Genomic DNA, 12,518 nt, shown 5'->3' with positions numbered 1-12,518 from the left:
GGCAGAGGAGGCCGGCTTTAGCGGGCCGGCCCCTCCGAGGCACCGACGTTCACGCGTCGGTGCCTCACTGGCTTTGGAGCGCCGAGGACCGTGGTGCGGGCCCGGGAACACCACGGACCGCACCGACGGAACGACGCGACGCCTATCGGGTGTTGCCGGAGAAGTACTCGTGCACCAAGTGCCGCACCTGATGCAATCCGCCACTCTCGGGCCGGCTGTCGATCTCGCGCCGGATCATCCGTTGCAGGGTGTAGAGCGCACGGTCCCGCACCCGGTCCGGCTCGATCTCGAAGTACCCCAGCAGGCACAAGTAGCCGTAGGTCGTGGCCAATTCCCCAGGGGTCATCTCGCTCAGGATCCGCCGGGTGCGGTGCGTATTGTCCGCCCCGTGGTCCAGGCTCGTGAAGGTGAAGCGCTCGCACAGGGGAAGCAGGTGATCCAGCGCCGCTTGGGCGGTAGGCGTCATCGGCTTTTCGATCGTGATGGTCGCGGCCATGCGGGTTGCTCCTTTGCCGTCTGTAGCGACGTAGGGAAACCGGTGTTAGCGCACCGGCTGTTGAATGCGATCGAGCGGTGCCGGTCCGGCTCCGGAGTCGTCACGGAGCCGGACCGGCGCGCGGTCAGCGGCGCGTCGGGAACGGGTACACCCGTACCGGGCGCAGATCCCCGTACAGCGCGTGCAACAAGCTTTGATGCCCCGAAGTAGTGGGGGAGTACTTGACGTCCGGGATGATCACGCGGTCGCGATCCTCGTAGTCGCGCTCGGGCAGAACCCACGCGATCGGGGTCTGGTAGCTCATGACCGCGTAGAAGACTTCGTCTCGCTGCTTGCGGATCAGATCACACCATTCCTCGGGAAGCCGGCCCAACGTGTCCGGCATGCCGAGGATCGCGCGGAAGCTTCCGCCCGTCTTGAACGGTTCCCGTGCGGCAAGCGCCATGGATACACGCTCGCTGTAGGTCGAGAAGGTGGGGACGCGCTTGACGTCGGTGTCCACCGTCCGGATGCGCTTTCCGCGCGGAATCGCCAGAGTCATTGTCGACTCGCTCTCTCGCTGTCTGTAGCAGCGCTAGGGCCGAGAACCGGACGTTAGCGCGCCCGATTCTTCAGAAGGTTTCGGTGTTAGCGCACCGGCACCTTCAATACCGGCAAGTTCCACCGGCCATACCAATGCGGATCGGAATTCAAATCCCTTCCCGCCGTTCCTTCTTGGTATGTATCCATCCTACGAGAGAATTCCGGAATTGCACCCGTCGAATCCGATGGAATATCAGTGAATTCATCTTCGAATTTCAGGAAAACAGTGCCGTCCGGCGACGCATTGCAAACTGCAAGGCATATTTGATCATCGAAATGGTGAATGCATTTCCCGTCGTGCGCGCCATCGGCCGGCGGTAGACGCGCGCCGGCGGACCCTTCGACCCCGAGGACTCGGCCGATTGACCGAGTCCCACCAGCTTGACCCGGATCGATCATGACTCGCGATGATCACGCACGGAGGCGATCTTGAACCCAGTCGATCATGGTCGAAGTCGATCATGGGGGCGTGATCATGGAGTTCGGAAGCCAGGGGTGAGCCAGCAAGGGTGTCGAGTCTGTCCACAGGGCGAGGAACAACGGAAGCGGGAACCAATCGCAGAGATCGGCAGGTCCGGGTCAACGATGAGTCGGGATCGCGCGGGCGGGTGGATTGGGGTTGTTTCTTTGAAACCCCATACCAGTCTGCGCCATTTCAGGTGGCATAAAGCCCTTCTGACCTGTGCTTACGTACGCAAGGGGGGTTCCAATCTAAATCGGAACCCCGAATGGAACCCCGACTGGAACCCCGATTGGAACCCCGAATGGCACGGCAATGGCGCCGGGCGTCGGGATGCCTGCTACCCGGCCCGGCGCTCGCGCGCGTGCCGCTCCTCGGCTCCGTCCGCGGGTTCGCTCAGCAGGGCGAGGGTGGCGGGTTCGGGTTCGGCCTCGATGGCGGCGAGGGCCCGGCGCAGCGCGGTGAGGGTGCGGGTGGCGGCGTCGCGGCGTCCGGCGGCGAGTTGGAGTCGGATGGTGTGTTGGGCGAGTTCCTCGTTGGCGGGGTCGTCGATGAGGGCGTCGTGGAGGAGCCCGAGGGCTTGTTCGGTGTGGCCGTGGGCGGCGTGGTGCTCGGCCAGGCGAACTCTGGTGTCGATGGCTTGGTGGGCCAGGGCTTCGCGCGTTTCGTCGGCGAAGGGGTAAGTCGAGCCGTCCAGGTAGGGGCCGCCATACGCCTTCAAGGCGAGGCTGCGGAGCGCTGCTCGGGCTTGTGGATCGCTTTCGTGGGCGGCGTCGCGCAGGGCCGTGGTGAATTCCGCGAGATCGCTGGTAATTTCTCGGGGGTGCAATCGGTACCGGTCGCCGGAGCGGGTAAAGAATTGGGCGGATCTCGGGCCTGTTCTACCGAGCAGTCGGTGGGCGGATCGCCGGATGTTGGCCAGTTCCCGTTTGGTTTCTTCCGGGTCGGTCGGCAGGTTCAGGCTGTCGGATATCTCGTCGACGCGTACTCCGTTGGGGTGGGCGGCCAAGAGTGCGAGGAATTCGCGTACGCCCTCTTTCAGGGTGGGCCCCAGGGGTACGGGTATTCCGTTGGCGTCGAGGCCGAACGGGCCGAGTACGCGTAGGCGCAGCGCCGGGGCGGGGGTGCCGTGGGGTGTGGGGCGCGGGGGTGCGGTCGCCTGCGTCGCTGGTTGGTGCTCGTCAGCGGTGGGGGGTTCGTTGGGTTGCTCGAGGGGGCGGTCCGGAGTGGGGTCCCGGTGGTCGGGGTTCTCCGGGGTGGCGGGTTCGGTCGTGGTGTTCGCGGGTTGCTCGGTGGGGAAGGTGGGTTCGGCGTCGAGATCGGAGCTGTTGTGCGGATGCTCCGAATCGTCGCCGGTTTCGTCCGTGTCGGTTGCCGGGTCGGGCGTGGTCGGCGTGGGGCGGGTCGGTAGGGAGACGGGGACGCTGACCGAGGTGCGGCGGCCGGGGCCGAGGGTGGTGCGGGTCATCGCGGTGGGCAGGGCTGTGGGGCCGGGGGGTGGTGTGCGTCGGGTCGGTCGGCGGGCGGGGCCGCGGAGCGGTCCGACCTTGACGCGGCCGCGGGCGGTGTGGAGAAGTGCGATCAGGTCGGCGAGGTGGTCCGGGGCCAGGTGGAAGAAGCGGACGGGTGGGCCGACGGCGCGTTCGGATCGGGTGAGGGTGCCGTCGTCCTGGATGTGGCAGGTGGCGCCGGGCCAGGGGCCCAGGGTGAGGACGGCGACGCCTCCGTCGGTGCCGTGGGCGGCGACGGATCGCAGGCGTGGGAGTCGAGTCGGGTCGGCGGTCGTGAGCAGGATCAGGGTGGGTAGTGGTTCGGGTTCTTCGGGGCGGGTGTCGTCGGTCTCGTCGCGGTCGTGGTGGTGGCCGAGGACGTGGCGTTCGGCCTCGTCGAGGGCGTGGTCGAGGTCGTCGACGATCAGGAGGGGAGCGGAACGGGTCGCGGTGGCGGGGTCGTAGCCGGGGAGGAGGTCGGCGGCGTCGTCCGCGGTGAGGAGCAGGTGCACGGGGGCGGGTGCGGGTCGGGTGCGTTCGGCGGCGGTGAGGACGCTCATGGCTACGGCGCGGGCGACGCCGGTGGCGCCGGGTCCGGTGAGGCCGAGTCCTCCGCCGTTGGTGGCTTCCCACACGGTGATCTCGCGGCGGCCCTTGGCACCGATGTTGATGGTTCCGGGGGGTGCGGGTTCGGCGGGTGCCGGGCGGCGGCGGGGTGGCTCCTCGGTGAGGGCTGTGCTGTCGTGTGGGGTGCTGTGTTCCCTTGTGGGGGTTGGGCGTTCGCCTGCTGCGGTTCGGGTCCACAGGTGGGCGTGCTGCGCCGCGCGGACGATGCCGTCGAGGGGTGGTGGGCCCGGGTCGTCGATGCGGTGGCGGCGGCGTCGGTGGGCGCGGGCGAAGACGAGTGCGGCCGCGATGCCCGCGGCGAGGGTGACGCCGATGAATCCGGCCTCGCCCACGTCGATGCCGACCGGCCGGCCCGAGTCGGTGTCGTCGCGCTGGGGCGCCGCGGGGACGGTGGTGGGGGCGGCGTCGGTCGGCGGTGCCGTGGACGGTGGTGGTGCCGTGATGGGTGGCGGCTGCGGTGTGATTGCTTGGGGTGGTGGTGCGGGGATGGCGGGTTCGCCGGTGATGGGCGGCTGGGGGGTCTCGGGGGCTGCGGCCGGCGGTTCGGCGACCGGGGGCGGTGTTTGGGCGTTCGGCGGTGGAGCGGGAGTGGTGGGCTGTTCTGGGGTGGGTGGTTCGTCGGTCGTGGGCGGGGTCTGGGCCTCGGGAACGGTGGCGTCGGCGGGCAGGTGGAGGACCCAGTCGGGCTCGATGACGTCCGGGTCGGTCAGGCGTTCGCCGTCGGGTTGGGGCAGGGTCTTGCTGAGCTTGTAGATCTCGGGCCAGCGCAGCGGGTCGCCCAGGCGGTCGGCGGCGATGTCCCAGAGGGTATCGCCCTTGCGGACGGTGTGCGGTACCGGGGCTCCGGCGGGTGTCGCCCGTGCGGTGGTGGGGTGTTCGTCCTTCGAGGTCGCCGGGGGCGTGTGGCGGTCGGCGATCGTGGCGGCCTGCGCGATTCCGGGTGGGCGCTGGGTGTGCTGGGGTGTGGTGGGGGCCGCGACGGCGGTGCCGGTGCGCCACATCGCCAGGATGGTCAGCATCAGGCCGCCGACCAGGACGGCGGCGACCATGCGGTGGGCGGGCAGCTCGGCTAGGTGCGCGGCGTGCGCGGCCCGGGCTCCGGTGTCGGCGGCCAGAGCCGGCAACCGGCGGGCGTACCACCACAGTTCGCCGACGATGTTGAGAACGAACGCGCACCAGCAGATCCAGGCGATGAGGGCGAGGAGGCGGATGAGGGTGTCGTCCTCGAGCGGCTGGGAGAGGTTGTCCCAGGCTTGCCCCGGGGAGCCCCATCCGTCGTCGCGGCGCCAGGGGTTCGGGTTGCCCACGAAACGCACGAGCAACCACGGGATGCCCACCGTGACCAGGGCCAGGCCCGCGGTGCCGAACAGCAGGCGCAGACCGGCCGCGGCCGCGCGCAGGACGCGGTGGGGCCCGGTGGAGGGGTGGGTCGACATCATGGGGTCCCCCCGGAGCGGGAGTCGTTTTTGGTGAGGACGCCGCGCTGTGCCTCGGCGGAGGCCGTGGCGGTGACCGTGATCTCGGAGACCCCGGCCAGGGTGAGGATCTGGGTGCGCTGCCTATGGGTCACGTGGACCGTGACGCGGGCGCCGTTGACGCTCGCGGTGCCTTGGTATCCGGCGGCGGCGAGGGAGTTCAGGGCTGCCTGGCGGCCTCGTGACGGGTCCACGGCGGTGGGGCCCGGTCCGCGGGCGGCGGCCAGGTCGAGGGCCTGGGCGCCGGCGCGGGCGGCTTCCTGTGCGGCGTCGAGGGCGTCGGTTTTCGCCGCGAGCGCGAGCCCGCCGTCCAGGACGAGGCCGGCGCACAGCAGCAGGCCGGCGATCATCGCGGCGACGAACGCGGTGATGCGGCCCTCGTCACCGGCCGGGTCCGCTCGCCGCGCCCGGGCACGCAGGCGGGCGATCGCAGCTCGCTGGAGGGTCATCGCGCACTCCGCGAGGCGCCGGAGGTACCGCGGTGGGTGTCGACGGCGGAGGTGGCAGTGGCCGAGAGCGTGCGGCTGCCCGGCAGCCCGAACGCGGTCACGTCCGCGAGGTCCACGGCGCAGCGGACGGTGACGCGGGCGGTTCCGCCGGGGGCGAACGCGGTGACGTTCACGCTCACGCCGAGCTTGCTGCAGGAGAGCCCGGCGGAGGCGAGGGCGTTGCGCGCGGTGCTCTCGGCGCGGCTGCGGGCGGTGATGGGGTCCCGGGCCAGTGACGCGGCACGTGCGGCCTGGTGGGCGGCGTCCTTGACCTCGATCCGGTTGCCTGCCAGGCGTCCGGCGGCGACCACCAGGAGCAGGATCATGACCAGGATCGGTAGCAGGACGGTGAGTTCGGCGGTGATCGAGCCGGCGTCGGGTCTGGCGCGCACGAGCGCGATGCGGCGGCGCAGGGCATCCGCCGCGCGGTGGGCTCGGGTCGGGGGCATCGGTCATCGCCTCGTGTCGGAGGTTGCGGCTTCGCTGATGTCGGGCCGGAAGGTGTCGACGGGGCCGGAGACGACGGCTTTGACGCCGGGGTGCATGCCGGGGACGACCGAGACGGTGTTGCCCCTGATCACCACGCGTACCGTGGTGCCGTCGCGGGTCACCTGGACCGACGGGTTCTGGAGTGTGCGGCCGCCGATCGCGGCCAGGACCGCCTCGGCCTGCGCCTGCCCCCCGGCGGCGGTGCCGCCGTCCGCGCGGGCCTGGGCCAGGGCGCGGGAGGCGGCGGCCTGCGCGACGTGTTGGGCGTGCATGGCCAGCGCGAACTGCACGATCAGCAGCAGGATCAGCATCAACAGGGGTGTGATCACCGCGAGTTCGGCGCTCACTGCGCCCGAGTCGTCGCGGAGCCTGGCGCGCACGCGGCGGGCGCGCCCCGGAACAGGCCCCGGGCGGGTGGGGGCGGGGTCCGGGGCGTGGGCGGCCCGTCGAGGGGGTGGGCGGGTGATCGTGGTGGTCATGGCGCTCTAGAGGAAGGCCACGAGGGCGTGGGCGGCGGTCACCGCAGTGTGTGTGGCGGTGTGGGTTGCGGCGTCGACGGTGTCCAGCCCGAGGTTGATCGAGTTGACCTTCGTGATGATCTTGTTCCGGAGGATGACGAGGGCGGCGATGGCGGCGGCCACGAGTGCGGCGGTGACGATGAGCGTCTCGGTGGTGTAGCCGTTGTCCTCCGTGCGCAGCCGGCGCCACAACGCCCGCGCCGAAGCGCGGAAGTCTCGGCCGGGTTCGGGCGGTTCGGGGGTGGGGGTTTCGTCGTCGCCGGGGGTGGTGTTGGTCTCGTCCGGGGTACTCATCGGTGCCTTCCTTGTGTGCGTGGAGCTGTCGAGGTCGTGCCGTCGGGGATTGTGAGACTGCGGGTGGGTCACAGGCCGTTGGTCACCGCGGAGACGGCGGGGTAGCCGATGAACAGCAGGAAGCCCAGGAACAGGACCGCCAGCGGAAGGGTCATGCGTTCGGTGGCCGCGCTCGCGGCGCCTTGGGCGTCGGTGAGTTGCCGGGAGCGCATGGCGATGGCCTTCGACATCAACGACGCCCTGACCCTGGCGCCTTCGGAACCGGCCAGGGCGACGGTCGCGGCGAGTTCCTGGAGTTCGCGCACGTCCAACTGCTCGCCGAGTCGCGCCAGCGGCTCCCACGGGGCCGTTCGCGTGAGCGCCGCGGTCGACAGCGCGCCGCGCAGTTGATTGGCGGCCCAGCCGCGAGGCACGGACGCCGCATCGTGGAGCGCCTGGTCAACCCCCGCGCCACCCGCCAGGGAGACAACGGTCAGGTCCAGGAACACCGACAGGACGTGGCGCATCTCCGCGCGCCGGGCCCGCGCCTTGGCGCGCACGTCCGCGTCCGGAGCCAGGAACAGGGCAACGGCCAGGAGCAATGCCCCTCCCACCGGCATCACGATGCCGCCGTCGAGGGCTCCCCCGGCGGTGAGCAGGCCCAGGAACAAGGACGGGATGAGCAGCCCTGCGACGCCCGCGGCCGCCTTCTCCGCGAGATGGCGCTCCACGCTGCGACCCACCACGCCCAGGTCGCGGCGCAGCGTGGTGCTTGGCAGCCCCAGAGCGAGGAGGGCGGGGACCAGGACGCGTCCGGCGTGCGCGGACCAGCCCTCGCTCTCGGCGTCGGCGACGGGCGCGGGCGCAGCCGGGCGGTGCAATGCGGCGAGTGCCTCGGAGAGCGGCACGCGGGGCGGGAACGCCGCCTTGAGCGCGATGAGGACGCCGACGCCGGCAAGGGCACCGAGGAACATGGCCCAGATCACGAGGACATCGCCTCCCGCGACGCGGAGGAGGTTGTGGGGGTTGTGGTGGGGTTCTGCAGGAGGCGGGCGGGCGCGGGGATCGCGGCGATCCGCGCCATCCACGCGAACGCCGCCCCGAACAGGCCGCCGACGGCGGCGAGGACGAGTTGTCCCGCTCCGGTGTCGAACGGGTCAAGGTAGGTGCGGTTGAGCAGGACGAGCCCGCCGGCCATGGCCAGGGTGGTGCCGACGACGATCCGGACGCTGCTGTGGACGCGGGTGCGTTCGGCGTCGACTTTGAGGCGCATGACGACCTGCTCGCGGGCGGCCTCCGCCAGGGTGCCGAGCAGGGCGGCGAGTTGGCGGGCCTGGCGTTCGGCGGCCAGGATCAAAGCGGTGACGACGAGGTCGCAGGTGGGGTCGTCGACGTCGTCCGCGAACGCCCGCAGCGCGTCCGGCAGCCGCTCCCCCGCCTCGATCCGTGCCGCCAACGCGCGCACCGGAGTCTCCAGCGCGAGCGGCGGGGCGGTGGCGGTCGCCCGCAGGGCCTGCTCCAGGCCCGCGGCGGCGGAGAGGGTGTCGCGGAGCATCTCGGTCCACACCGCGACCGCCTCGATCCGCTCCGTCCGCTCCTTCGCGCCCCGGTCCGGGGTGACAATGCGGGGCACCAGCAGCACGGCGATGGTGGTGAGCAGTCCGCCGACGGGCCAGCCGCTGAGGACGCCGGCGACGAGGCCCGCGACCACGGCGGCGAGCACCAGCCGTTGATGGCGCAGGATCTCCCGTGCGGCGAGCAGCCAGCGTGGGGTGGGGGTGGGGTGGGTGTCGGCTTCCGGGCGCGTGGGGGTGCCGCGCCATCCAGCCGCGGCCAGGACGACGCCGCCGGCCGCCGCCATGCCGAGCAGTCCGCACAGCAGCACCGTTGCGTTCATCGGCGGCCTGCCCACCCGGGGCCGGGGTAGCCGGCGTTTCCGGGTTGCCAGCCGACGCGGGCCAGGCGCGCCGCGGTCTCCGCGCGTACCGGGGTCGCGGGGACGGCGCGCAGGTCGGGGCCGGGTCGGTAGATCTCGTTGGAGACGACCTGGGGGCCGTCGGCGCCGACGATCTCGCGGACGGAGGTGACGACGCGCCGATGGTCGGTGGACCAGCCGACGTGGACGACGAAATCCACGGCGGCCGCGACCAGGAGGTTCGTGGCCTCCATCGACAGGCGTTCGGGGGATTGCGCGGCGTAGGCGGCGAGTTTGACGAACACCTCGGCGGACGTCGAGGCGTGGATCGTGCTGAGGCTGCCGTCGTTGCCCTGGGACATCGCATTGCAGGCGGGCACGACCTCGGAGCCGCGGATCTCGCCCACGATCACCCGGTCGGGCGCCATCCGCAGACCCTTGCGGACGAGTTCGGCCTGGTCGACCTCACCCACGCCTTCGAGGTTGGCCTCGCGGGCCTGCATGGCGACCACGTCAGGGTGCGCCTTCTCGTCACGTTCCAGCCCCAGCTCGAAGGTGTCCTCGATCGTGATCAGCCTCTCGTCGGGCGGGATTTCCGACGCAAGCGCGCGCAGCACGGTGGTCTTGCCGGTGTTGGTGCCGCCCGCGACCAGGATGTTCATGCGCGCCCGCACCAAGGCGCCGAGCAGCTCCTTCAGCTCTCGATCGAAGACCCCCAACCCTTCGAGGGCGTCGAGCGTGACCTGCGCGAACCGGTGCCGGCGAATCGACAGCGACACCCGCGGCGTCAGGAACATGACCGCGAACAGACGGCTGCCGTCCGGGAGCTGCAGGTTCAGGCTCGGCTGGGTGCGGTCGATGCGACGTTCCTCCGCGCCCGAGCGGGCGGCGACGGTGCGCAGCAGTTCGACGAGTTCCTCGTCGCTGGACACGAACGGTTCGACGCGCTCCTTGCGGCCGCCGGCGTAGGTGACGAACACGTTGTCGTAGCCGTTGACGTTGATGTTCTCGATCTCGGGGTTCTGCAGCAGACGCTCCAGGCCGCCGAGGCCGAACAGGCCGTCCACGACCAGGCGGGTCACCCGGGCCTCAGCGAGCTCGTCGAGCGGGGCCCGCCCGGCCTGCAACTGCGCGGAGGTGTCGGTGGCCAGTTCGGAGGCGAGGAGCCTGCGGACGGTGTCCTCGCGCTCGGCGACGGTCTGCGGGGGCCGGCCGGCGTCCTCCAGACTCTGGGCGTACGCGGTCATGCGAGGGCCGATGCGTTCGCGCAGCGCGGCCGCGTAGGCCTGCTCGGCGCTGCCCGGCGTCTGCTCGTGGCCCACCCACGGCAGGTGGGCGGGGCCTTCGGGAGTGCTCATCGCTGTGTTCCCTTCTCGGCTCCGGTCGTGGGTACCGAGGGTGGTCGAGGGGCTCGGGCGGGGAGTTCGACGTGGCGGCGCACCTCGCGGATGAGGTCCTCCATCGCCGCGCCCAGGGTCCGGCGCCCGCGCCTGCGGCGCAGCGGCGTGCCGCGGCGGAGTGCGTCGACCGCGTCGGGGTCCCACGGCAGGTGTTGCACGCGGTCCAGGCCCAGGTTCCGGGCGATCTCCGCCATCGGGTACGGGCACGGGCCCACCACGGCCAGGCACATCCAGGAGGCGGTGGCCTTGAGTTCCTCGATCCCGGCGGCGACGTGCGCGAGCGCGTCCACGCCGCCGCGACACACCAGGACCAGCGCGTCGGCAGCGGCCGCCCACGACGACTCGACCGGGCCGAGCCGGCCGACGTCGACGACCAGGACGCCCGATGTCGCGGCCTCGTTGGAGGCGCGCACCGCGGCGAACCGGTCGCGGGCGAGGAGTTCGCTGCCGGCGCGTGACCGGGCGGCGCTCGCCGGGGCCGGCACCAGGAACGCGCCCACCTCCGTGAGGGGTTGGGCCCAGCGGGCGATCAGGTCGCCCGGGTCCGAGGCGTGGCGCACGGAAGCGGCCAGGTCCAGCAGACCGGGGGTGTCGGACAGGCCGCGCCACGCGGCCGCGTCGCCGCCCGAGGGGTCCGCCTCCAACAGCAGGCGGACCGGGCGTTCTCCGGTGCGGGGCATCTCCCCTGCTGCGTCCGTGGCTTCGGGCCATTGGGTGGCCATGGCCAGCGCCGTCGTCGTGGCCCCGGGGGCGCCCTTGACCGAGGCGACCACTACCATCCGGCGCATCACGGCGCCTCCGCCGTCGTCGCGGGCAGGAGCACCAGGCGTGGTTCGCGCATCGCGGTGACCACGCGTGACGCAGGGATCTCCACGAGCAGACTCACCGTGAAGTCCTGTGCGTTGGCGGCGGGGCCGCCGACGGTGACCACCGTGGCCACCACCCTCGGCGCCGGAGGGGCGGTCGCCAAGGTCGTGCCCGCGGCAGGGGCCGGTTGTGCCGCCTCGATCACGGCCACCCGCTGTCCTTCGCGCACCTGCGCGGGGGCGCCGCCGGGCTTGATCGACACCGACACCACGGCTTGCCCGGGAGGCGGGAACGCCTGGACGTCACCGAGGAACGACCGTTGCAGCAGCGCGCCGGCCTCCAACGGCACCAGGGCAACGCGGCCGACGACCTGCGCCCGATCACCGTCGCGGAACAACCCCAGGCCGCCGTCCTCGGCCACCTGCACCCGACGCAGGTCCGCGTCCGCGATCACCTGCCCGGCCGGGACCGGGCGGGACAGCGCGAGGACGCTGTGCCGGTCGCCCAGGCGCTGAGCCATCAACGCGAACGCCAGGCCGGCGACGACGACCAGCGCGATGCCGCCCCACAGCCGGCCGTGCCGCCGGCGGCGTTCGCCCGCCGCGGGCGGGGGCTTCTTTGTCGCGCCGCGCCGTGCCTCGCCCGAGGGCGTCCGGGCGGTGGAACCCCGTGCGTGGCCGCCGTTGAGGACCGTGCGTGCGGCCGAATCGGGCATGGGGGTACCCACGACTCGCCTCCCATCAAATGTCCGGTGGAACTCTCGAGTTGACGTCGCGTCAGGGAATAGGGGTCAGGAGCGGTAGTTCACGACGACGGCCTGGACCTCGGCGACCCGTGTGGTGGCCTGTGCGGTGGTCTGCATGCCCGGTACGACGCCGGTCTGGCCGGCGCCCGCCCAGGTCACCGTCCACGAGACCGTGGCCGCCACCGGGTACGCCGCGCCCGGTTGCGACGCCGACGAGCGCTTGTAGGTGTGTCCGCAGTCCGGAGACGCGGACTCCGGGGCGAACCGGCTGGAGTACGGCGTGCCGGGGCCGGCGCACTCGACGGTGGATCCGTCGCCCATGGTCCACGTCACCCGCTGCGGGGTCGCGGTCGCGGTGACCGAGACTCCCGGGACCGCGGCTGTTGCCGATACCGGTGCCCACGCGGCGGGAGCGATCCACAGCCAGGTCGGCACGTTCACGATCTGTTCGTTCGCCGGGCTGGTGCCGATCACCGGCGAGGGCAGACGCAGTTGCGACACGGCCACCTGCGCAACCTCCTGGGGCGAGGGCGGGGCGGGCGGCGCTCCGGCGGGCGGCGCGAGACCGGGACCCCGACCCACCCGGCTGGGCGCGGTCTGACCGGGCAGGAACACATCGACCTGGCCGTCGAGGATCTTTTGGAGCCAGGTCTGTTCCGGCGTCGTGGTTCCAGGATTCCTGCCTGCGCCCACGGGGGTCGTGTTCTGTGTGCCGCCAGGGCCGCTCGTCCCCGGATTGTTGCCGGCGTTGAT

13 protein-coding genes are annotated in these 12,518 nt (G+C 71.8%); all 13 read right to left on the bottom strand.

Features of this window, described 5'->3' with window-relative positions; genetic code table 11:
• Positions 1 to 142 precede the first annotated feature (142 nt).
• Positions 143 to 496 (bottom strand): hypothetical protein, encoded by a 354-nt coding sequence (locus ACFZBU_RS42235; RefSeq protein WP_391589100.1) that lies wholly within the window; start codon positions 494 to 496, stop codon positions 143 to 145.
• 124 nt (positions 497 to 620) lie between these two features.
• On the bottom strand, positions 621 to 1,037 hold the full coding sequence (locus ACFZBU_RS42230; protein ID WP_391589099.1) for a hypothetical protein: 417 nt from the start codon (positions 1,035 to 1,037) through the stop codon (positions 621 to 623).
• Positions 1,038 to 1,878: 841 nt separating this feature from the next.
• Positions 1,879 to 5,094 carry a BTAD domain-containing putative transcriptional regulator gene (locus ACFZBU_RS42225; RefSeq protein WP_391589098.1) on the bottom strand — a complete coding sequence of 1,072 codons (3,216 nt, stop codon included), beginning with the start codon at positions 5,092 to 5,094 and terminating at the stop codon, positions 1,879 to 1,881.
• Complete coding sequence (locus tag ACFZBU_RS42220; protein WP_391589097.1) at positions 5,091 to 5,579, bottom strand: pilus assembly protein TadG-related protein; 489 nt, start codon at positions 5,577 to 5,579, stop codon at positions 5,091 to 5,093. The genes ACFZBU_RS42225 and ACFZBU_RS42220 overlap by 4 nt, the downstream gene beginning before the upstream one ends.
• Positions 5,576 to 6,067 carry a TadE/TadG family type IV pilus assembly protein gene (locus ACFZBU_RS42215; RefSeq protein ID WP_391589096.1) on the bottom strand — a complete coding sequence of 164 codons (492 nt, stop codon included), beginning with the start codon at positions 6,065 to 6,067 and terminating at the stop codon, positions 5,576 to 5,578. The genes ACFZBU_RS42220 and ACFZBU_RS42215 overlap by 4 nt, the downstream gene beginning before the upstream one ends.
• 3 nt (positions 6,068 to 6,070) lie before the next feature.
• Positions 6,071 to 6,586 carry a TadE/TadG family type IV pilus assembly protein gene (locus ACFZBU_RS42210; protein ID WP_391589095.1) on the bottom strand — a complete coding sequence of 172 codons (516 nt, stop codon included), beginning with the start codon at positions 6,584 to 6,586 and terminating at the stop codon, positions 6,071 to 6,073.
• A 6-nt stretch (positions 6,587 to 6,592) separates the two neighbouring features.
• Positions 6,593 to 6,919 (bottom strand): hypothetical protein, encoded by a 327-nt coding sequence (locus tag ACFZBU_RS42205; RefSeq protein WP_391589094.1) that lies wholly within the window; start codon positions 6,917 to 6,919, stop codon positions 6,593 to 6,595.
• A gap of 68 nt (positions 6,920 to 6,987) precedes the next feature.
• Complete coding sequence (locus ACFZBU_RS42200) at positions 6,988 to 7,884, bottom strand: type II secretion system F family protein (protein ID WP_391589093.1); 897 nt, start codon at positions 7,882 to 7,884, stop codon at positions 6,988 to 6,990.
• Positions 7,881 to 8,795 (bottom strand): type II secretion system F family protein, encoded by a 915-nt coding sequence (locus ACFZBU_RS42195; RefSeq protein ID WP_391589092.1) that lies wholly within the window; start codon positions 8,793 to 8,795, stop codon positions 7,881 to 7,883. The genes ACFZBU_RS42200 and ACFZBU_RS42195 overlap by 4 nt, the downstream gene beginning before the upstream one ends.
• Positions 8,792 to 10,171 (bottom strand): CpaF family protein, encoded by a 1,380-nt coding sequence (locus ACFZBU_RS42190; RefSeq protein WP_391589091.1) that lies wholly within the window; start codon positions 10,169 to 10,171, stop codon positions 8,792 to 8,794. Before ACFZBU_RS42190 ends, ACFZBU_RS42195 begins: the two co-directional genes overlap by 4 nt.
• On the bottom strand, positions 10,168 to 11,001 hold the full coding sequence (locus ACFZBU_RS42185) for a hypothetical protein (RefSeq protein ID WP_391589090.1): 834 nt from the start codon (positions 10,999 to 11,001) through the stop codon (positions 10,168 to 10,170). Before ACFZBU_RS42185 ends, ACFZBU_RS42190 begins: the two co-directional genes overlap by 4 nt.
• Positions 11,001 to 11,747 carry an SAF domain-containing protein gene (locus ACFZBU_RS42180; RefSeq protein WP_391589089.1) on the bottom strand — a complete coding sequence of 249 codons (747 nt, stop codon included), beginning with the start codon at positions 11,745 to 11,747 and terminating at the stop codon, positions 11,001 to 11,003. Before ACFZBU_RS42180 ends, ACFZBU_RS42185 begins: the two co-directional genes overlap by 1 nt.
• A 63-nt stretch (positions 11,748 to 11,810) precedes the next feature.
• On the bottom strand, positions 11,811 to 12,458 hold the full coding sequence (locus tag ACFZBU_RS42175; RefSeq protein WP_391589088.1) for a hypothetical protein: 648 nt from the start codon (positions 12,456 to 12,458) through the stop codon (positions 11,811 to 11,813).
• Positions 12,459 to 12,518: the final 60 nt, after the last annotated feature.

The sequence above is a fragment of the Embleya sp. NPDC008237 genome (assembly GCF_042956465.1).
GTDB lineage: Bacteria > Actinomycetota > Actinomycetes > Streptomycetales > Streptomycetaceae > Embleya.
Note: the sequence above shows the minus strand (reverse complement) of the source record. Positions and strands in the feature narration are given on the sequence as shown.